Source organism: Anaerobacillus alkalilacustris, assembly GCF_001866005.1.
GTDB classification, from domain to species: domain Bacteria; phylum Bacillota; class Bacilli; order Bacillales; family Anaerobacillaceae; genus Anaerobacillus; species Anaerobacillus alkalilacustris.
In genome coordinates this window covers 17,877-40,579 of record NZ_MLQR01000002.1, presented here as the reverse complement: position 1 = coordinate 40,579, position 22,703 = coordinate 17,877, and the positions used below count along the sequence as shown (strand labels likewise).

20 protein-coding genes are annotated in these 22,703 nt (G+C 34.9%); all 20 read right to left on the bottom strand.

Annotation, left to right across the window (positions count from 1 at the left end):
- Positions 1–666 carry a glycosyltransferase family 2 protein gene (locus BKP37_RS04280; protein WP_071308453.1) on the bottom strand — a complete coding sequence of 222 codons (666 nt, stop codon included), beginning with the start codon at positions 664–666 and terminating at the stop codon, positions 1–3.
- Positions 650–1,117, bottom strand: a complete 468-nt coding sequence (locus BKP37_RS04275) for a hypothetical protein (RefSeq protein ID WP_071308452.1) — start codon at positions 1,115–1,117, stop codon at positions 650–652. Before BKP37_RS04275 ends, BKP37_RS04280 begins: the two co-directional genes overlap by 17 nt.
- 5 nt (positions 1,118–1,122) lie before the next feature.
- Positions 1,123–2,253 carry a putative cytokinetic ring protein SteA gene (gene steA / locus BKP37_RS04270; protein ID WP_071308451.1) on the bottom strand — a complete coding sequence of 377 codons (1,131 nt, stop codon included), beginning with the start codon at positions 2,251–2,253 and terminating at the stop codon, positions 1,123–1,125.
- Between the two features lie 487 nt (positions 2,254–2,740).
- Positions 2,741–3,469: a pyruvate formate-lyase-activating protein gene (pflA, locus tag BKP37_RS04265; protein WP_071308450.1), complete on the bottom strand. Its 729-nt coding sequence runs from the start codon at positions 3,467–3,469 to the stop codon at positions 2,741–2,743.
- 5 nt (positions 3,470–3,474) lie between these two features.
- Complete coding sequence (pflB, locus tag BKP37_RS04260; protein ID WP_071308449.1) at positions 3,475–5,724, bottom strand: formate C-acetyltransferase; 2,250 nt, start codon at positions 5,722–5,724, stop codon at positions 3,475–3,477.
- Between the two features lie 515 nt (positions 5,725–6,239).
- Positions 6,240–7,031, bottom strand: a complete 792-nt coding sequence (spo0A, locus tag BKP37_RS04255) for a sporulation transcription factor Spo0A (RefSeq protein ID WP_071308448.1) — start codon at positions 7,029–7,031, stop codon at positions 6,240–6,242.
- Between the two features lie 322 nt (positions 7,032–7,353).
- A complete protein-coding gene (gene spoIVB, locus BKP37_RS04250) occupies positions 7,354–8,628 on the bottom strand; it encodes a SpoIVB peptidase (RefSeq protein WP_071308447.1) in 1,275 nt (424 codons plus the stop codon).
- A 119-nt stretch (positions 8,629–8,747) separates the two neighbouring features.
- Positions 8,748–10,484 (bottom strand): DNA repair protein RecN, encoded by a 1,737-nt coding sequence (gene recN, locus BKP37_RS04245; protein WP_071308446.1) that lies wholly within the window; start codon positions 10,482–10,484, stop codon positions 8,748–8,750.
- 29 nt (positions 10,485–10,513) lie between these two features.
- On the bottom strand, positions 10,514–10,963 hold the full coding sequence (gene ahrC, locus BKP37_RS04240; protein ID WP_071308445.1) for a transcriptional regulator AhrC/ArgR: 450 nt from the start codon (positions 10,961–10,963) through the stop codon (positions 10,514–10,516).
- Between the two features lie 721 nt (positions 10,964–11,684).
- Complete coding sequence (locus BKP37_RS04235) at positions 11,685–12,503, bottom strand: TlyA family RNA methyltransferase (protein ID WP_071308444.1); 819 nt, start codon at positions 12,501–12,503, stop codon at positions 11,685–11,687.
- A gap of 2 nt (positions 12,504–12,505) precedes the next feature.
- Entirely contained in the window at positions 12,506–14,395 is a 1,890-nt protein-coding gene (gene dxs / locus BKP37_RS04230; RefSeq protein ID WP_071308443.1) for a 1-deoxy-D-xylulose-5-phosphate synthase, read from the bottom strand.
- A 9-nt stretch (positions 14,396–14,404) separates the two neighbouring features.
- Positions 14,405–15,016 carry a hypothetical protein gene (locus BKP37_RS04225; protein WP_071308442.1) on the bottom strand — a complete coding sequence of 204 codons (612 nt, stop codon included), beginning with the start codon at positions 15,014–15,016 and terminating at the stop codon, positions 14,405–14,407.
- Positions 15,017–15,823: 807 nt separating this feature from the next.
- Entirely contained in the window at positions 15,824–16,711 is an 888-nt protein-coding gene (locus BKP37_RS04220) for a polyprenyl synthetase family protein (RefSeq protein ID WP_071308441.1), read from the bottom strand.
- A gap of 3 nt (positions 16,712–16,714) precedes the next feature.
- Positions 16,715–16,945, bottom strand: coding sequence for an exodeoxyribonuclease VII small subunit (locus tag BKP37_RS04215; protein ID WP_071308440.1), 231 nt, complete (start codon positions 16,943–16,945; stop codon positions 16,715–16,717).
- Positions 16,946–16,955: 10 nt separating this feature from the next.
- Positions 16,956–18,299: an exodeoxyribonuclease VII large subunit gene (gene xseA, locus BKP37_RS04210; protein WP_071308439.1), complete on the bottom strand. Its 1,344-nt coding sequence runs from the start codon at positions 18,297–18,299 to the stop codon at positions 16,956–16,958.
- A gap of 12 nt (positions 18,300–18,311) precedes the next feature.
- On the bottom strand, positions 18,312–19,172 hold the full coding sequence (folD, locus tag BKP37_RS04205; RefSeq protein WP_071308438.1) for a bifunctional methylenetetrahydrofolate dehydrogenase/methenyltetrahydrofolate cyclohydrolase FolD: 861 nt from the start codon (positions 19,170–19,172) through the stop codon (positions 18,312–18,314).
- 78 nt (positions 19,173–19,250) lie between these two features.
- On the bottom strand, positions 19,251–19,652 hold the full coding sequence (nusB, locus tag BKP37_RS04200) for a transcription antitermination factor NusB (protein ID WP_071308437.1): 402 nt from the start codon (positions 19,650–19,652) through the stop codon (positions 19,251–19,253).
- Positions 19,653–19,903: 251 nt separating this feature from the next.
- Positions 19,904–20,311, bottom strand: coding sequence for an Asp23/Gls24 family envelope stress response protein (locus BKP37_RS04195; protein ID WP_071308436.1), 408 nt, complete (start codon positions 20,309–20,311; stop codon positions 19,904–19,906).
- A gap of 54 nt (positions 20,312–20,365) precedes the next feature.
- Entirely contained in the window at positions 20,366–21,718 is a 1,353-nt protein-coding gene (accC, locus tag BKP37_RS04190) for an acetyl-CoA carboxylase biotin carboxylase subunit (protein WP_071308435.1), read from the bottom strand.
- 13 nt (positions 21,719–21,731) lie between these two features.
- A complete protein-coding gene (gene accB, locus BKP37_RS04185) occupies positions 21,732–22,229 on the bottom strand; it encodes an acetyl-CoA carboxylase biotin carboxyl carrier protein (RefSeq protein ID WP_071308434.1) in 498 nt (165 codons plus the stop codon).
- Positions 22,230–22,703 lie beyond the last annotated feature (474 nt).

The following is a 22,703-nucleotide window of genomic DNA, read 5'->3' as shown; positions in this document are numbered from 1 at the left end:
TCATCTCATTTTCCTTAAAGTTTTTTCCATATCAATCCACTGTTTACCACGATGGATAAAACCTCGAACATCTTTACCAGTAGCTCTATGAGAAAAGTTAACCTCAACCTCTTCAACCTCAGCTCCTGCTTTTAATAAATCAATGGTCATTGCCATTTCTATTCCATATCCTACATAGCTTTTATCTAACAATAACGGAAGCCAACCTTTCCTTATAGCCCTTTGACCTGATAAAGGGGCATTAAACCATCTCCCAGTTTGTGAAAAAATCAGTTTTTGTGCACGATGTTTCATCATTCCAAACCCACTTTTTTGCTGTATCGGTAACCGGGCTATAACACAATCAAGTTTAGAAGACAGAAGTTTTTCTACGAGTTTCTCTCCTTCCCTTGCTGTTATTCCTAAATCTGCATCTAGAGATATAACAACATCGTTTAACGAAGCTTTCCACCCTTCTTTTAACGCACATGCTTTTCCTTTATTTTGTTTTAAACTAATAACTTGATCACAATAATTCTCAGCAATTAAAGCTGTTCTATCGTTACTACCATCATCTACAACTATTAACTGATTTACCCAAGAACAGCGATTCAATGTCGCTAACGTTATTTTTATCATATCCTCTTCGTTATAAGCCGGTACTACAACACTAGTTAACGATTTCATTAGATAACTCCTCTTTAAGGCGCAATAAAGATAAATACATAATTGTTAAATCCTCATGACTAGGTATTTTTTCAAGTGATAGATGAGGTAACCCATATGTTTCTTCAAGTTCTTCACCTAACGAAACTATAATTCCATTTTGCTGATAAACCCCAATGGTTTCTGGTAATTCTTCTAACTTTATACCTATATTAGAAAAAACGTTCATTAAATCTTGGAAATTCTCTTTATCAGCCTTAGCAAAAATTTTAATTTGATTAATTTCATCTTCTACATAATTAACCCAAGCCTCCTTTTCTTCTTGAAGAAGTGCATTTTCATTCTTCAATTGTTGAACATATGCCATTTGTTCTTCTTTTAACCAATCCTTATCAAATGCCAGTCCGATAGAAATGCCAATTACTAAATACACACAAATTGTAAACAGCTGCATGAAATGTACTTTTTTCATATTAATTACCTCCCGCTCCACCACTGAAAAACTAATGATAAAAACAACTCAAACCTTTGACTAATACTGAGCAAAACTAATGATAAAAAAGCAGGTAGCACCATCACACGATTTAATGTTTTATCTTCTTTAGTTTCTAATAAAGTATGAATTCCTTTTAAATCTACAAGTGCATGTCCAACTTTCATTCTTGTTAAAAGACTCGACCCCATACCTATCCTACCTTTTTCAAGAAACTCATTCATTCCCACTCTTGTACCAAGAGTATAAATCTTATTTGCACCAGAACAATACGCAAAAATAATTGCTATATCCTCACTCGTACCTATAAACGTCAATTTTTCATAAGGTATTTGTAACGATCTAACTCGCGCTTCTCCAGGAGCTCTTCCATCACAATAAGTATGTACAATTAGTACGGCACCACTTTTCAATGCTTTTTCAGAAACAGAGTCCATATCACCAATGATATAATCAGGTTTTTTACCATTTTTGAGTAAGCCATCGGCACCACCATCTACCGCAATTGTAGTAAGCTTTTTTCTTTTTAAAATAGGTTTTAGTACTTTTAAATCCCTTTCGTAATTTGCACCTCTAGCAACAACCAAAACTTCTTTATTAAATAATTGTCTTAATATAGGTAATTTCTTCACCTCCTGAACAAAAACTTCTAGCTCCTTCTCTCCATAGTATAAGGAATTACCAACAAAAGCTTTAAATTGCTCCGGAAAAAGTAAATTTGCTTTTTCTTTCAAGTATTTAACATCTAAGGAATTATATAACTTTAATGTGCATAGCTCTTCCCAAATTCCATTACTATCCACAAATAAACAATTTTCTTTAATTAATAAAAACTTCCCATCAACATTAATATCTAATAAGTCTTCCATAACGTCAAATACTGGTATTTTTGCATTTAATAAAACCTCAACACCATCATGAATAAAGATTCCAGTCATTGAATTGCTTAAATTCACTACTGCTTTAACCCCACAATCAATTAGCATTTGTGCAGCAGTAACATCAATATCTTGGTGATCAATAACAGCAATATTATTTCTTTTTAACCTTTTCACTAACCGTTTTGTTTTTTCATCTTGAAACGCAAGGCCTTTAATCTTCTCAAAAGGAAACATTCATTCCACTCCATTAAAGATACTATTCTAATTATAAAATTTTCCATTATTAGTATTGCTCATTTCCTGTTTTTTCATCCTTTTGTTACTATTATTTATAACTTTTATTATTTGAGGGAATTTTATCTCCTCACTAATCAAGTTACACAGATACTAAATCTAGATGAAAGTAACCCAACTAAATATAATATCTTAGTGGCTCAAAACCTGTGGTATGATATTTAGCAAGAAAAGCGCAAGCAGCTGCTCATGTGCCACTCCGTTCGCTCAAGAGCAATTGTTTTCCGTGCGACGTAATCGCAGGAGCAAAGCTGCTTCGTAGTAATCCAAGAAGACATTGAAGTCAGTAACTTGACTGAAGTGACCGAGCTCGTAGGCTGCTTGCGCTAGACAGTTTTCAAGTTAGAAATTTATAAATTCTGTAAATAAAGCAAATTAACATGAGAAAGAGCATAGCCTGAATGGCTATGCTCTTTCTCATGTTAATTTAAACTGATACTATTTTATTCGATTTTGTTAACAAGTTATATGCTTTATCAACGTCAGCTTGCTTTGGTGGCATAACATTTACAAGAGTATTTGTTAACCCAAGCTGTTCCCATTTATACTCTCCCATCTTATGATAAGGTAGTATATCGACCTTTTCAATATTTGAAAGAGTTCCTAAGAAGTCACCTAACTCACTTAAATCTTTGTCATCATTAGACAATCCAGGAACAAGAACGTATCTAATCCAAACTGGAATACCCTTTTGATCAAGAAGCTTTGCAAATTCTAGCGTATTCTTATTCGACAAACCTGTTATTTCTTTATGTTTTTCCTCTTTAATATGCTTAATATCAAGGAGTACAAGATCTGTCACTTTAAGAATTTCATCAATATTTTTAGGTTTAACGGAACCAGAAGTATCTAAAGTTGTATGAATACCCGCTTCTTTGCATTTTTTAAAAAACTCTAAAACAAAGTCAGGTTGCAATAAAGGTTCCCCACCACTTAAAGTAACACCACCGTTGGATGCTTTCATAAACGGTAAATACCCTTTTGCCTCTTCTAATAACTCGTCAACACTCTTTTCAGTTCCACCACTAAGCTTCCATGTATCAGGATTATGACAATATGCACAACGTAAACTGCAACCTTGGAGAAATACAATGAAACGTAAACCAGGTCCGTCAACAGTTCCGCAAGATTCAACTGAATGGATTCTTCCTATCATTTAGATCACATACTTTCGTGGAAAGTACGGTTAATAACATCAATTTGCTGTTCTCTCGTTAATTTAATAAAGTTTACAGCATAGCCAGACACACGAATAGTTAATTGAGGGTATTTCTCAGGATGCTCCATAGCATCTAATAATTGTTCACGATCAAACACGTTAACATTAATGTGATGGCCTGTTTGTGATGCATAACCGTCTAGTATTGCTGATAAATTCTTAACTTGAGATTCTTCATCTTTACCAAGAGCTTTCGGTACAATTGAGAATGTACAAGAAATTCCATCTTGACAATGTTCGAAAGGAATTTTTGCAACAGAGTTTAACGATGCTAATGCACCTTTTTGATCACGCCCGTGCATTGGATTTGCACCTGGTGCAAAAGGCTCACCAGATTTTCTTCCGTCTGGTGTATTACCAGTTTTCTTACCATAAACAACGTTAGAAGTAATTGTTAAAACTGATTGAGTTTGTAATGCACCACGGTAAGTTGGGTGCTGACGTAACTTTTCCATAAAGTTTTTCACAATATTAATAGCAATGTCATCAACAAGTGGATCGTTATTACCGTATTTAGGGAAATCTCCTTGGATTTCATAATCTACAGCAATTCCATCCTCATCACGGATTACTTTAACTTTTGCATGTTTCACTGCACTTAGTGCATCAGCTACTACTGATAATCCAGCGATACCACAAGCCATTGTACGTAGAATATTTTGGTCATGAAGAGCCATTTCAATTCTTTCATAACTATATTTGTCATGCATATAGTGAATAACGTTTAATGAATTAATATATAGCTCTGCTAACCAATCTTGAACTTTATCAAACTTTTCAACTAACTCATCATACTCAAGGTACTCAGAAGTAATTGGATCAAATTTCGGTCCAACTTGGGCTTTTGATTTTTCATCCACTCCACCATTAATTGTATAGAGTAAAGCTTTTGCTAAGTTTGCACGAGCACCAAAGAATTGCATTTGCTTACCGATACGCATTGGAGATACGCAGCAAGCAATACCGTAGTCATCACCATATTCTGGTCTCATAATGTCATCATTTTCGTACTGGATAGAACTTGTCATAATTGACATTTTCGAACAGAAATTTTTAAATCCTTCAGGTAATCCAGTTGACCAAAGTACAGTTAAGTTAGGTTCAGGTGCTGGTCCTAAGTTTACTAAAGTATATAAGAAACGGAATGAGTTTTTCGTTACTAACGGGCGTCCATCTGTAGACATACCACCTAAAGATTCTGTAACCCAAGTAGGATCTCCACTAAATAACTCATCATAGTCAGGCGTTCTTAAGAATTTTACTAAACGAAGCTTCATAACAAAATGATCAACAATTTCTTGAGCTTCTTCTTCAGTTAAAATTCCAGCTTTTATATCTCTTTCAATATAAACATCTAAGAAAGTCGATACACGCCCTAAACTCATTGCTGCACCATTTTGCTCTTTGATAGCAGCTAAGTAACCAAAATATAGCCATTGGAATGCTTCTTTAGCAGTTGCAGCAGGCTTTGAAATATCGAAACCGTAAGATGCTGCCATTTGTTTTAATTCTTGAAGTGAACGAATTTGTTCAGAAACCTCTTCACGATCACGAATAGTATCTGCAGTCATCGCACCTTTTTCAAAGCTTTTCTTCACTGCTTTTTTATCTTCAACTAAACGGTCTATACCGTAAAGTGCTACACGACGATAGTCACCAATAATTCTACCGCGTCCGTATGCATCTGGAAGGCCAGTAATGATCCCCGATTTACGAGCCGCTAACATTTCACTTGTATAAGCATCAAATACACCTTGATTGTGTGTTTTGCGATAGTCTGTATAAATTTTCTCGATTTCAGGATCTAATTTAAAACCATACGCCTCACAACCTGAAACCATCATACGAATTCCACCAGTTGGTTGAATAGAACGTTTTAAAGGAGCATCTGTTTGTAAACCTACAATTGTTTCTTTATCTTTATCAATGTATCCAGGAGCATGAGCAGTGATTGTAGAGATTGTTGATGTATCTACATCTAGTACTCCCCCATTTTCACGCTCTTTTTTCATTAATTCTAATACTTGATCCCAAAGCTCTTTTGTCGTTTGAGTTGGACCAACTAAAAAAGTATCATCACCAGTATAAGGATCCCAGTTTTTGTTAATAAAATCCCTTACATCAATTTTTTCTGTCCACTCGCCAACGTTAAAACCTTTCCAAGCTTCCACTTTTTCTTTCATAGCTTCCATTTCCATCTCCCTCTCTGTTCAAAAACTTCTTTTAAAAGTGTTGTGATTTTTTTCACATTCTCATCTAAAAAAAAAGTTAGATAACTAAAACTCTTTGTAGTAGACAACCGGTTAATACAGGCCCCCCATATCCTGTTCCATTGAAGGTCCAGTTGCTGTATCACCGTGTTCGTTAATTATATTATATACTGTTTTTATTCAAATGTATATGACAAAAACGTGAAATATTACTATTTTATAATTTTTTTTCACGAATTTAATTGGGGGATATTTCCTAAAAATCTCTCACTGTTATATATCTATCATTTATCTGTTATATAATTACCTAATACAGAATTTACTTAATTTTTACATAAAAATTAAAAAACAATAGTAAATGAAAAAACAATAATTATTATTACTTACATTTAACATTCGTTCTTTCAAAAAGTTTCGGAACTCAAATATAATAGTTCTGCTTTAACGACAAAAAAAGTATTATTTACGGAGCCTGTCGCAAATAATACTTTTTTATATCAGCTTACTTTATGTTCAATTCTTAATTTATCCGCAACCATTGCGATAAACTCGGAGTTGGTAGGTTTTGCTTTCGTATGACTTACAGTATAGCCAAACAAATTAGATATAGACTCTATATTACCACGGCTCCACGCAACCTCAATTGCATGACGAATGGCACGTTCAACTCGACTAGAAGTAGTATTAAATTTTTTCGCTATATCTGGATAAAGTACTTTTGTAATAGAACCTAATAATTCTATATCATTATAAACCATTGTAATCGCTTCACGTAGGTACATATAGCCTTTGATATGTGCTGGGACACCGATTTCATGAATAATACTCGTTATACTAGCATCTAAATTAAATTGTTTAGGTTCCTTTCTAGCAACATTAAATGAAGAGTTTTTTTGTGGTAAGATCGGTTGACCACTTCCGCAAACCTCTTTCACTTTATTAATTAAGGTATCCATGTCAAATGGTTTTAGAATATAGTAAGAAGCCCCTAATTCTACCGCTTTCTTAGTTACGTCCTCCTGACCAAAAGCTGTTAACATTATAATGTTTGGTTTCTTAGCTAAACCTTGTTGACTTAATCTTTCTAACACAGCTAATCCATCAAGATGCGGCATTATTATATCTAGAATAAGCACATCCGGTTGTTCTTGTTGTACTAACGTTAAACATTCTTGTCCATTATATGCCACACCTGCTACTTCCATGTCACTTTGGCTTGAAATATATTCTTCAAGTAAACCGACCAACTCACGATTATCATCCGCAATACAAACTTTTATTATTTGCACTGATTGTTCCTCCCTGATATATAAGTTTATTCTTTGTTATCATCCACTCAACCATTTCGACAACAAGGTAAAAATACCTTTAAATTTTTAAAAAAATATTAGAATTCTCATTATTTATAGAAAAATCCCTGTTTTTCTTACAATTTCGACCTCATTCGATACTTGACAATAATCAAAACACTAATTTGTCGAAAATTCTTTACTACTTACGTATATAATACCATGTTATTCATCAAAAATGGAATAAAAATTACAACTATTGTATATCAAGGGTGTTTCGATCGTTTTTCCACACAAAAAAAAGGCTTGGATCGAGTTGTATTCAACTCGCCTTAGCCTTTTCGTTATTATAAATGTCAATTCCTGCTTCTTGCAACATCCACTCAATATGACAAGCATAACCGCTAGTTGGATCATTAACAAACACATGTGTTACTGCTCCAATTACCTTACCGTCCTGAATAATAGGACTACCACTCATTCCTTGAATGATTCCACCTGTCGCTTCTAAAAGTTCTGGATCGGTTACTTTTATTACCATACCTTTAGTTGCAGGAAATTTTTGTGGAACTGAACTTACAATTTCTATATCGAATTCTCTAACTTCTTCACCTTCTACAACAGTTAAAATCTGCGCTGGACCTTCTTTTACTTGATGCGATAACGTTATTGGCATTGCTTGATCTAAAACATTATTTTTTATTGGATCATGTAACTCGCCAAATATTCCAAATGGACTATTCTTGGTAATGGTTCCCAATACTTTTCTGTCATTAGTAAAGCGCGCTAGCTTTTCTCCTGGATCACCATTACTTCCTTTTTCAATTGAAGTAACTAATGAACTAACAATTTGCCCATCGTTAACAATAATTGGCTTTTGGGTATCCATGTCAGAAATTACATGTCCCAATGCACCATATTTATTGGTATTAGGGTGAAAAAAAGTAAGCGTACCTACACCAGCCGCTGAATCTCTAATGTATAAACCAAGCCGATATGAGCTTTCTCCTTTAGCCTTTATTGGAGTAAGTTCTTTTTTTAGTATTTCGTTTTCACGCATTATCTCTAACTTTAATGGTTCTTTCTTTTCACCAGCTTCTTGAACAAGTGGAGTTACTTGCGTCATATTTTCTATTTTTTTTCCGTTAATTTTAGTGATAATATCGCCTACTTCAATCTCAGCAATTTCTCCTGGAGACTTTTCACCATCTTTACTGTCAACTAAATGGTGACCAACGACTAACACTCCTAATGTATTTAACTTGACACCTATAGATTGTCCACCCGGAATTACCCTTATATCTTTTAATACTTTTACATTTACGTTCTTTACAGGAGCCCCTCCCACTGTAACTATCACGTTAGCATCACCTTGCTTAGCACCTTCTACTGCAAATGTATCCTCATTTACTTTTACAAAATCACTTTTTGAGGAAAGATTAAATACAGGAAACGCTTTTTGCAAATCCTTTTGTTGGCCTTCAATAAGTACCAACTCCTTTGGGATACTGACGTACTTTTGGATCGGTTTGTAAAATCCGATACCTATAACGAAAACAAGGAGAATTACACCTATAATCTTTCTTTTTTCTACCATTTTTTCTCTTCACTCTCCTCGCTCCTAACCTACACCTCCATGATTGGCTGTAATATTAATGTTGCCTCTTAACACCACATTTATAACTAACAAACAATAAAAAAGCTAACCTTAATTGGTTAGCTTTTCAAGATATATTTCTTTTTTTTAGCTTGACTTAATAGTTCTTTAGCATTTTCTCTTGTTAAGTCGGTTGTTTTAACTCCAGATAACATTCGTGCAACTTCCTCAATTTGTTCCTTTTCTTGCAAGGAAGCAACTTTTGTCACTGTTTTATCATCTGATTGTTCTTTAGATATATATAAATGCGTATTTGCCATAGCAGCAACTTGTGGTAAGTGAGTAATACACAGTACTTGTGACTTTGTTGAAACATTATAGATTTTTTCAGCTATTGCCTGGGCTACACGCCCACTAACCCCAGTATCAACCTCATCAAAAATGAGTGAAGTTACACCATGCTGGTTAGAAAAAATTGATTTTAATGCTAGCATTATACGCGAAATTTCTCCTCCTGAAGCAATTTTTGCTAAAGGCTTTAATGGTTCTCCAGGATTCGTAGATAGTAAAAATTCAATCTTATCTAAGCCGTCCTCATTAAAATGAATATTTTTTCCATCTAATATCGGATCCTTTTCAGTGGCTGTCCTATACGTAAATTGTATGTTAAACTTTGTTTTTTCCATATACAGGTCTTTTAATTGACGAGATATTTGTTCAGTGAGGTCAATTGCTGCTTCTCTTCTTAATAGCGTCAAATTTTTAGCTTCAATAAAAAGATCTTGAATTATACTCTCTAATTGAATTTCAAGTTTTTCAATTTTCTCCTCTCTATGAAGTAGAGAGTCAATTTCTTCTTCAATTTTAGAAGCATATTCTAATATTTCTGATACACTTTCCCCATATTTACGTTTTAGCTGCAAAATTTCATTAAGTCTAGACTCAATAAAATTTAATCGATTAGGATCAAATTCAATTGACTCATAATAATCCCTTAATGAATAAGATGCTTCTTCTAATAAATAATAACAATTATCAACCGTTTCTTTGAGCGAAGTCAATTCCTTATCGATTGAAGCCGCTTCCTCAACATTATTCATTGCGAGCATTACCCAATCTAAACCTTTCCCATCACCATATAAACTATGGTAACTATCAAAAATGGTTTTATAAAGCTTTTCACCATTAGAAAGTTTCAACCGCTCTTCATAAAGCGTATTGTCTTCACCAGGAGTTAAGTTTGCTTTTTCAATTTCATTAAGTTGATATTTTAGTAAGTCCAAACGATGAGCTAGCTGTTGTTCGTTTTCTGAAAATTGCTTCACTTGGTTAGTTAACGAGACAAAAGTTTTATAAATTTTTTTATATTCTATAATAGCATTATTTATTTTTTCATCTGCAAATTGATCAAGTAATGATAGATGACGATCGACTTGCATTAAATGTTGATGTTCATGTTGGCCATGAATGTCAACCAATGTTTGTCCAATTTCACGCAAAATTGCGAGAGTTACCAGCTTACCATTAATCCTACAAATGGTCTTACCTTGAGCTGTTATGTCTCTTTGTAATATAACCATTTGATCCTCATTTATTTCAATCCCTAACTGTTGTGCCTTACTGTATATATAATGAGTTTGATCTTCAATAAAGAATAGACCCTGAATTTCCGAACGCTTTGCTCCATGACGTACAAATTCTGAAGATCCTCTTCCCCCGACAAGTAAACTAATAGCATCAATAATTATTGACTTTCCAGCCCCTGTCTCACCAGTTAATACAGTAAGACCTTTTTCAAAAGGAATTGTTAAATCTTCAATAATGGCAAAATTTTTAATCGATAGCTCAATTAACACATCATTCACTTCCTTGGTTACATCTCATCCTAGAGCATTTCTAAAAAACGCTCAACAAGTACAGGGCAGTCTTCATTTGTCCGACAAATAATCAAGATTGTATCGTCACCACAAATTGTTCCTAATATTTCATTCCAATCTAAATTATCAATTAAAGCCCCAACAGCATTAGCATTACCTGGTAAAGTTTTCATCACGATTAAATTATTAGTTTGATCTATACTCACAAAGCAGTCCATTAACGAACGCTTTAACTTTTGTAAAGGATTAAACCGTTGGTCTGCTGGCAAGCTGTATTTGTATCTACCATCCAACATCGGTACTTTTACAAGGTGCAATTCTTTAATATCTCTTGAAACAGTAGCCTGTGTAACGTTATAACCAGCATTTTTTAGATGATCCACTAAATCATCTTGAGTTTCAATTTCTTTATTAGCAATAATTTCTCTAATTTTAATATGACGTTGCCCTTTATTCATTACATCTCCTCCAAAAAGTGTAAACCATTTATTAACCTTATTCTATATATTAACTAATTGTATATTAACTTATTTTTATACATTATACAATGAAATAATCTAGGAAAACATTGTATAAAGCTGACTCCAATCCGTGGGGGTTCCTTCATTCCCTACGGATTGGAGTCAGCTTTATGGTTGGTTACCCACCCCTAAACTTTTTGATTTTTCTTAAGTTTTAAGAAGGGTTTCTTAATGCCCCTTAAGAGTGTGTATAAATATAATCTTACCAATTATCATCAGGCTTGTTCATTCAAGCACTGTTTCGGAGGATCGTGCACAACTCAGTGAACGTGCAAAAAAACAGAGAATCGAGCAGAAAATAGGAGGAGCATGTATAAATCCAAGAAAAGCGCAAGCGCCTTGGTCACGAGCAGCTGCTCCTGTGCCACTCCGTTTGCTCAAGAGCAATTGTTTTCCGTGCGACGAGTAACCGCAGAAGCTGCATGAAGCTATTCAGAGACGTTATACATGTAGTTATTAAGTCAGGAGCTTGACTGAAGTGATCGAGCTCGTAGGCTGTTTACGCTAGACAGTTTCCAAGTTAAACATTTATAAATTCTGATTATATCAAAAATCACGTACAAATCTGCATGCCCAAGAAACGGGCCGGGCATAAAATGAAAGTATTGTATAATGCCAAAAAGAATATACCGACTAACGCAGTATACCCTTTCATGTTTTATTCTTTCAACTTTTTATGTGCTGAAATCACAATATCCTCAATCGAAGGAATTTTATTTTCCCCTTGTTCTTTTTTTCCACTCCAATAAAGGTGCAACAAGAATTCTATATTTCCTTCACCACCCTTAATCGGCGAATAAGAAAGACCTAGTACATCATAACCAGTATTTAAAGAGAAGTTAATAGTCTCTTCCAATACTTGTTTATGAATGCGTTCATCTCTGACAATTCCCTTTTTTCCAACTTCATCACGACCTGCTTCAAATTGAGGTTTTACTAAAGCAGAGACATGACTACCTTCATTTATTACCGTCGTTAATGTAGGTAAAATTAATCTTAAAGAAATAAAAGAAACATCTATGGTTGCAAAATCCGGTAACCCTTTTAAAAATGTATCCTGAGTTACATAACGGAAATTTGTCCTTTCCATTACAACAACCCGGTCATCTTGCCTTAATTTCCATGCCAGTTGGTTATACCCAACATCTACAGCGTAGACGAGTTTCGCTCCATTTTGTAGTGCACAATCTGTAAAACCACCTGTTGATGATCCTATATCTAAAACAATTTTATCATTTAAATCAAATTCAAATTCATTTATTGCTTTTTCAAGCTTTAAACCACCTCTACTAACATACGGTATGAGTTTGCCTTTAACAGTTAACTCTGAATCAACATCAATTTTCGCACCCGGTTTATCGATTCTTTCGTTATTACAAAAGACAAGGCCAGCCATTACAGATCTCTTTGCTTTTTCCCTCGTCTCCAATAAGCCTTTTTCAACTAAGAGAACATCAATTCTTTCTTTTTTCCCCATCGTTATGCCCTCTGTTGTTTTCTAGGGAGCATATGTTTAACCTTATTTATAACACCTTTTGTTGTTAACCCGATTTCTTCCATTAATTCAGACACACTCCCATGTTCTATAAATCGATCAGGTATTCCCATTCTGTCAACTATCAAACCATGACAGTCGTTATCATGGAAAAATTCAATTATCGCACTACCAAACCCACCTTGCAGGGTCGCTTCTTCAATCGTTAAAATCGGATATTTTCTTTTTGCTAGATCTAACAACATATCTGAATCCACCGGTTTAATTGATCTAGCATTAATTACTTTTACAGATATACCTTCCTTCGCTAATAATTCAGCCGCCTCTTCAGCCATAGGAATTGTCGTACCAAATGTTAAAATTGTAATATCTGAACCTTCTCTAAGGACTTCCCACTTTCCAATTGGTATCTCTTTTAATACCTCATCCATTTTTATACCATAGCCGTTACCACGTGGATAACGAACAGCAATAGGTCCATCATTGTATTGAACTGCTGTATACACTAAGTGTTGTAATTCATTTTCATCTTTAGCAGATAAAATTGTCATGTTTGGAATATGCCTTAAAAACGAGATATCAAATACACCTTGATGAGTTTCACCATCAGCTCCCACCAAACCAGCGCGATCAATTGCAAAAAAGACATTTAAATTTTGACGACAAATATCATGTACAACTTGGTCATATCCTCTTTGTAAAAATGTTGAATATACAGCAAATACTGGCTTTAGCCCTTGGGTAGCCAAACCACCTGCCATCGTAGTAGCATGTTGCTCAGCAATACCAACATCAATCATACGATCAGGAAATTCTTTTGCAAATATATCTAACCTCGTTCCACCTGGCATTGCTGCAGTAATTGCAACAACCCTATTATCATTTTTAGCTGTTTTCACTAAAGTATTAGCAAATACAGCACTATAACTAGGAGGCCCAGGTTTTTTTACAACTTCTCCTGATTCAATTTTATAAGGGCCTAATCCATGCCAAGTTCCCAAAGCATCATTTTCTGCCGGCGCATAACCTTTACCTTTTTTTGTCAGTACATGTATAAGAACTGGTCCCTTTGTTTTTTTTGCATATTTTATGTTTTCAAGGAGATCTTCAAGATTATGTCCGTCTACTGGTCCTAAATACGTAAAGCCCATTTCTTCAAAAAACATTCCTGATACCAGTAAATACTTTAAGCTATCTTTAAGTCGTTCTGCTGTTGCAGCAATTTTCCCACCAAATGTAGGAATTTTTTTCAGTAATTGTTCTAACTCATCTTTTGCTTTTTGATATTTTCCAGCGGTACGAAGCCTTCCTAATACATTATGAAGAGCCCCAACATTTGGGGCAATAGACATCTCGTTATCATTTAACACAACAATCAGATCTTTTTGTTCATGCCCAATGTGGTTAAGGGCTTCTAGCGCCATTCCACCAGTTAATGCACCGTCACCGATTACTGCAATAATATTCTCATTTGTACCTTTTAAGTCCCTTGCAACAGCCATCCCCATTGCAGCAGATAGAGATGTTGAGCTATGACCTGTTTCCCAGACATCATGCTCACTTTCAGATCGTTTCGGAAACCCACAAAGCCCTTTATACTGGCGGAGTTCATCAAAGCGATTTGCTCGTCCAGTTAAAATCTTATGAACATAAGCTTGATGTCCAACATCCCAAATAATTTTATCAGTTGGGCTATTAAATTCTTTGTGTAAAGCAAGCGTTAACTCTACTACCCCTAGATTAGGGCCTAAATGCCCCCCTGTAACCGAAAGTTTTTCCACCAGAAAACCTCGTACATCCTCAGCTAGCGTTTCAAGTTGTTTTAAACTGTAATTTTTAAGAAATATTGGTTCATCTATTGATTTTACATCCAAGAAAAACCCTCACTTTCTTTTGGTTTTCTTTTTTTTCTTATCTTTGTTCTTGCCATTATTTAAAATATTTATTTTCAATTTTACCTGTAATAAATAAAATAATCTACCTACCTGGAAAATAATTGGAGTTGCGTACTCTAGGGCAATTGTTTTTCCTAATGATTTACCACCAACTGTAAGGCTTGCCACAATACTAGTGAAAAAAACAGAAATCCAAAATTGATAATTAGTATTCTCGCCCTGACCTAATGAGTTGGCTAATTGTAAAACTACAAAAGCTGCTGCTGTACCACTTATTATTCCAGCAATATCACCAATAACATCGTTACAAAAGTTTGCAAAGCGGTCGGCATTTCTTGTAATTAATACCGCTTCCTTTGCACCTAAAATACGTTCGGCTGCCATCGCATGAAAAGGAGATTCTTCAGCTGCAGTAGCTGCAACTCCTATTGTATCAAAAATAATACCTACAAGTACAATCAGAAATACAATGAACATTCCTACTCCCCAAGTAACTCCACTTAAAAAAAATGTTGATACAATGGAAAAAATAGCCGCTAACACAAGAGTGATAACGGCGATCGCTAAAGTCCAATTTAAAGAAGCTTTAATTTTATTCATAAAGGTTTAGTACACACCAATCTTTCATTTAATATAAAAAAAGCGCAAGAGCATATTTTTTTAACAATCTATAATTCTTTAAAGTGGGCTTTATGTATTTGTAAGTGGTCATTTAAAGAGTAAAGACTGCGTCTTAGGTCCAGTAGGTTTTCCCAAGTAGATACCGATGTGTCGCCACATTGGCGGTTTCCCTTTAAATCCACCTTAGCGCTGTCACCAAACGCTAGACTAGATTACCACTTAGAACGCACTATAATCCCCTTTAAATGTCTTTCGAACAGTCTAGGAGTTTTCCTCAGCAGCCCCTACACATTCTCTATCCTCTTTTGCAGAGCAGATTTCATGTGGATCACTAATTAATATAATAATAACAGTGTATACAATTTAGTATCCATAATCCCCTCTACTCCACTCAAGGCAGGCTACGCTGCAAACAAGGGGAAACTTGCTATGCAGGTTCATACCGTAATCCGTAAAATTATCATTCCCAGGAGAATTCCACGAATTAAGGCCTCCGCGGAAGGAGGGTCAACGCCCACATGCCATTGTGGATCGCCCTACTCCCTTTACTCCCAGCAATGACCCAAGGCTGGGCGCCTCAAGCCAAAACTAGGAACTTCATCGATGTGCCCTTTAGCGGATTTTTAGGCCCGCCTTCGAAAATGGAGGACCGACTAGAATACTGCACCACTTACTTTAAACAATTATAGCATGGTACAACCAAAATCAACAATACAGAAAACTTCGCAAAGTAAAGCCTTAAGGCTACCATTATACTTCTTTAGGAAATTAAGCTAAAATTATAGTTTAATGGTCACGATGTACAATATAATCAACAATTAGTTCTAATTTTTCATATTTCATGTTGACACTATAAAGATATTCTTTTGCAGCTGAAATATGATTAGCTAATTTTTTCTTTGCACCAGCCAAACCTAATAGTTTTGGATACGTGCTCTTTTCATTTGTAATATCACTACCGACAGGCTTACCAAGGTCTTCTTCATTTCCCTCTATATCTAAAATATCGTCTTTAATTTGAAATGCTAATCCTAAATGTTTCGTAAATTCCCTAAGGTTTTTTATGTCTTGTTTTTTGGCATTTGATAATATCGCTCCAGCAATAATGGAAAAACCTAAAAGGTCACCAGTTTTATGTAGGTGAATGTACTCTAGCTGATCTAACGATAAATCTTTATTTTCACCATCCATGTCTGCTATTTGGCCACCAACCATACCTTCTGGTCCCGATGCTTTAGCAAGTTCCGTTATTAAGCTTAACTTTTGCGTTGGGGCTATTTGATCCATAGTTGAAATGATCTGAAAGGCATAGGTAAGTAGCGCATCTCCTGCAAGAATAGCTGTCGCTTCACCATAAACCTTATGGTTTGTTGGCTTACCTCGCCGAAAATCATCATTATCCATTGCTGGAAGATCGTCATGGATTAATGAATATGTATGAATCATTTCAAGAGCACAAGCTACCGGCAGACTAGATTCATAGTTTTGCCCAAACCCTTCCAATGTTGCAAATAATAACAAAGGTCTGAGACGTTTCCCACCAGCCTTTAGTGAATATAGCATTGCATCTTTTAACTGGCAAGGCGCATCTAATCGCAGAACATATTCAGGAAGTTTAGTTTCTAAATGTGCTTTTTTTTCTTCAATGAACGACGATAAATTTACACTTGTCACTAGTTACTCCTCCTGAAATGTCGTAAATTCTAATTCTCCATCCTCACGTAAAATTCGATCCATACTTTTTTCAACATTTTTTAGTTTATCATGGCAAAATTTTGAGAGTGTCATTCCTTCTTGAAACATAGAGATTGCTTCCTCAAGCGGAACATCACCTTGTTCAAGTTTCCCAACAACTTCTTCAAGTTTCTCCATAGCTTCCTCAAAGGATATATCTTTTTTTTCACTCAATGTATTCACCTCACACTTCTCTAATGTTCTCAACTTGACAATAAACTGATCCATCTTTTAACTTTATTGTCAACTCTTCGCCTTTAGATACATCAGTCACACTTTTAATTAACTTATCTTCTTTAGTGTAAGCTAAGCTATATCCACGTGTCATTACTTTCAATGGACTCAATGATTCTAATTTGGTCAAAAGTTGATTAAAGGAAAACTCTTTTTCTTTTTGAACCCTAATTAAACTTTGTTGCAAAAGTTTTTCATTTTTAAGTAATTGTTCTTTTACTTTTAGCACCATCTCATGTGGATGATTTCTAACAACATCTTTTTGCAAATGAGCCAGAGCGCTTCTTTTTCTTTCAATTATATACAACATACTTCTTTGTAGATCTTCTATCTGACGATCTAGGTGTTGTTCTTTCTGTTTTATAAGTTGCTCTGGATAACGAAATGCATAAGATTTCTGAAGGTTTGTAAGTTTTCTTCGCTCTGTTTCAATCCTTTTTACAATAGCTCTTTGAAATCTAATCTTCCTTTGTATTACTTTTTCTAAAAGATCATCCGTGTTAGGAACAGCAAGTTCAGCTGCTGCAGTAGGGGTAGCTGCTCTAAGGTCAGCTATAAAGTCAGCTATCGTAACATCAGTTTCATGACCGACCGCTGAAATAACAGGAATATTTGACTCAAATATTGCTTCTGCAACGACTTCTTCATTAAAGGCCCATAACTCTTCAATTGAGCCTCCACCGCGCCCAACTATAAGAACATCTAAGTCACCTAAATTATTAGCTTTTTGAATAGCTTTTGCAATTGAAGCTGGCGCTTCCCCCCCTTGAACCAGAACAGGAAATAAAGTAATACTGGCAATAGGGAAGCGCCTTTTTAGAGTTGTGATAATATCTCTAATAGCAGCACCGGTAGGTGAGGTGACTACACCAATTTGTGTAGGTAAGCTTGGTATTTTCTTTTTGTACTTTTCATCAAAATATCCAGCTATTTCTAGCTTCTTTTTAAGTTGCTCAAAAGCAAGGTAAAGATTACCTACACCGTCAGGCTGCATTTCATTAACATACATTTGATATTGACCATTTGCTTCATAGACTGATACATAGCCCCGAATAAGAACTTTCATACCATCTTCAGGAATAAATTTCAAAAAACGGTTATTCCCAGCAAACATAACTGCTTGAATTCGTGATTGTGTGTCTTTAATCGTGAAGTACATGTGGCCCCGGCTGTGCTTTTTAAAATTTGAAAGTTCACCTTTCACCCAAATATTTTTTAACACTTCATCATTGTCAAATGTTCGCTTGATATATTTTGTTAAGGATGTAATCGTAAATATTTGATCATTTGACATTAAGACATCTCCTTACTTAACTGTTACGATTGATTTTTTGGCAGATAGTATTGTATTAAAGAGAAGCATAGTAATTGTCATTGGACCTACACCACCTGGTACAGGAGTAATATAAGATGCAACTTCTTTCGCATCTTCGAAAACGACATCTCCACAAAGTTTCCCGCTTTCTAAACGGTTAACTCCTACATCGATAACTACACATCCTTGTTTCATGAAACTCGCATCAATAAAGTTAGCCTTACCGACAGCAACAATCAAAATATCTGCTTGTTTTGTAATATTTTTCATATCTTTCGTACGTGAATGACAATAAGTTACGGTTGCATTTTCATTAAGAAGTAATTGTCCCACTGGCTTACCTACAATATTACTTCTGCCAATTACAACAACATGCTTACCTTCAATGGTAATTCCCTTTGATTTAATCATTTCTACAATTCCAAATGGTGTACAAGGTAAAAACGTATCTTCACCAATCATCATTTTACCGACACTAATTGGATGAAACCCGTCAACATCTTTGTTCGGACTAATACTTTCAATTACAGCCTTTTCCGAAATATGAGCAGGCAACGGTAATTGTACGAGTATCCCATGTATTTTAGGGTCATTATTCAAAGCCTCAATCTGATTTAATAATTCGGTTTCTGTAACATTATCTTCTAGTTTGTAAAGAACGGAATAAACTCCAATTTCCTCACAAGCTTTTTGTTTTGCTTTTACGTAGGATTGACTAGCTGGGTCTTCTCCTACTAAAATAACTGCTAGTCCAGGTTGTAACCCTTCTTTCCCAAGAAGTTCAACTTCTTTTTTCATACTTTCCCTTTTTTCTTTTGCTAATTCTTTCCCACTAATTATTAATGCTGACATATTTCTTTTACCCCTTACCTTTTTTATTAATTGTGTGATTTTTTTATTCAATAAATCCAGATTGAAAAATCCTTTATTTTAAACTCCTGTTTTTAACGTTTCTGCAACTTTGGACAGAACACCATTTACAAAACGTCCCGATTCTTCGCCACCAAAACTTTTCGCAACGTCAATTGCTTCATTCAATGAAACATTTATAGGTATTTCATCAATAAACATCATCTCAAAAATACCCATACGAATGACTGCACGATCAACATTACCAACTCTATCTATTTTCCAATTTTGGAGGTGCGCACTAAAAATTTTATCAATTGTTTCTAAATGATCTAACGTGCCTGTAACTAGTTGTTCTAAAAACTCATCTTTTTTTTCATTATTCTCTAATACGTTGCTTATTGCTTCATTTTTATCAGTTCCACTCATATCAACTTGAAAAAGGGACTGAACTGCTTTTACTCTCGCAAGCCTTCTTTTCATACGTAATTTCTCCTTTTAAATACAATACCATTTTCCTAAACATGATCATATCATAATCTTGTTTTTCAATACAGAATACAATTAGTTATTAGTATTAAAAAAATACATTATTTTTATCTACAATAACATAAAATTTTAAAAGCATGATATGACCTAATTCATTTTAGAAAAGTAGAAAAAGATGACTCGTGGACATACTTACTTCCTTATTATTGGAGAAAGTAAGCGCCTTGAGTCATCCTCAGTACTTCTTAATCGTGTTTAGCCTCTTGATCTACTTGTTGATGTTCAAGTTGAACACCGACCACATGAACATTTACAGCAGTTAAATCAATGGCAGTCATTGTTTTTAACGTTTGATGTATATTTTCTTGTATTTTCTTTGCTATCTCTGGAATAGATACACCATAGTTCATGATCACGTAAACATCAACTGATATCCCATCTTCCCCAAGGTCTACTTTTACACCTTTCCCATGGCTTTTTCTTCCAAGTTTCTCGACTACTCCTGTAGCAAAATTCCCCCTCATTGTTGCAACGCCTTCTACTTCTGCAGCCGCAATACTTGTTACAACTTCAATTACTTCAGGAGAAATTTCAACTTTCCCTAACCCCGTATGCTGTTCATCCATATCTATTACATGGTTTTTATCTGTCATATTATTAGCCTCCTATATGGATAATTGCTTAATATATTCAAGTATTACCAATGTTTATTTTTGAGATAAATCATGTATCTCAAGAAACTTAGTATTGAAATGGCCACTTACAAATGTCTCATTTTCAAGGAGTCGAAGATGAAATGGGATTGTAGTATCGATACCCTCGATTACAAATTCACTTAGCGCCCGTTTCATTTTTGCGATTGCTTCTTCTCTTGTCACCCCATAAGTTATTACTTTAGCGATCATTGAATCATAGTAAGGCGGTATAGTATAACCTGGATATGCAGCTGAATCTACTCTAACTCCTAGCCCACCAGGTGGCAAATACATAGTAATTTTACCAGGAGAAGGCATAAAATTTTTATCTGGATTTTCAGCATTAATTCGACACTCTATCGACCAACCACTAAAAGTTATATCTTCTTGAGAAATTTGCAACTTGTCTCCTTGAGCAACTAATAATTGTTGCTGAATTAAATCAATACCAGTAACCATTTCTGTTACCGGATGCTCTACTTGGATTCTTGTATTCATTTCCATAAAATAAAATTTGCCTGTATTATGGTCATAAATAAATTCAACTGTACCTGCACCTGAATAATTAACAGCTAGTGCTGCTGCAACTGCCGCATCGCCCATTTCTTTTCGTTTCTCTTCAGAAATGGCAGGTGAAGGTGTTTCCTCAAGTAGTTTTTGCAGTCGTCTTTGAATACTGCAATCCCTTTCGCCTAAATGAACAACATTTCCATAATTATCAGCTAAAACTTGAATTTCAACATGACGGAAATCCTCAATATATTTTTCAAGATAAACTCCCGGGTTACCAAATGCTGTTTGAGCTTCTTGTTGTGTAATCGTAACACCTTTTACTAATTCCTCTTCATTTCTAGCAACACGAATTCCTTTTCCGCCACCGCCTGCAGTTGCTTTTATGATGACAGGATAAGAAATCTGCCGCGCAATTCGAATAGCTTCTTCAATATCTTTAATAATTCCATTTGAACCTGGTACAATTGGGACACCAGCTTGTTTCATCGTGTCACGTGCAACATCCTTCGTCCCCATTTTACTAATAGCTTCCGGGCTCGGTCCAACAAAAGTAATATTACATGCTCCACATATTTCTGCAAAGTCGGCGTTTTCTGCTAAAAATCCATACCCTGGATGAATTGCATCGACCCCAGTTAATGTTGCTACGCTCATTATATTGGTGAAATTTAAATAGCTTTTTGAAGATGGTGTTGGACCGATACAATAAGCCTCATCAGCTAATCTCACGTGCAAAGAATCTTTATCTGCTTCCGAGAAAACGCTAACTGTTTCTATCCCCATCTCACGACAAGCGCGAATAATACGAACTGCAATTTCTCCTCGGTTTGCTACTAATAGTTTTTTTATCATCTAGCAATCTCTCCTATTCAGGTTTCACTAAAAATAGCTCTTGACCATACTCTACAAGTTGTCCATTTTCTACAAGGACTTCTACAATTTCTCCCTTTACCTCTGCTTCAATTTCGTTCATTAACTTCATCGCTTCAACGATACAAACAACAGTATCTGGCTTTATTTTATCTCCAACTTTACCATAAGGCGGTGAATCAGGTGATGGTGCAGAATAAAACGTCCCAACCATTGGAGATGTGATTTTATGTAAATGACTATTAGTTACTTGCACTTCTTGCTTAACATCTTTTTCAAACTCCGTCTCTTTATGTTGCTGTACTACTGTTGGTGTTTCAGTTATAGTCGCTGAAGGTACTTGTTGAATAATTGGTTGTGTTACTTGTCCAATAGCGTGTTCGCGCTCTTTTCTTAAGACTATTTTTGTTCCTTCTTGCTCGTACTTAAACTCTTCTATACTGGATTGATCAATTGCTTTTATTAATTCACGAATATCTTGAATATTTAACATGATTATTCACTCCTCATTATTTTCCATCATTTCTTTTTTAGCATTGTTTTATACTCAAATCAAGGTTAGTTAGAAAAGCGCAAGTGCCTTGATCCCGCGACAAGCACCAGACCCCCCCTACTTTTCAAGAAGCCTACTCTTTTGCTTTATGTAATGTGGCGAAGTAACCTAGAGCGGTAGGAACTGAAGCTAGACACTTTCCAACTCTAAAAAATGAAGTTTCTTAATCATTTTAGAAAAACTTGTTTTTCATTTATCCTTAACTGCAAAGCCTTAGTTTTTCTGAATATTATAAGAAAAATCTTCTGCCTTTGTCTTATGACTAAGTACTAATTTAATGCTACATTAAAATTTCCTAATTTAAAAGTTTTTTTTCAAAAATACTAAATAAAAAATTTACTAAGCACAGCTATTAGTGCGCTAATTTATTACGTATTACTCAACCTTTTTACAAATTAATATTAGAGAATTTTA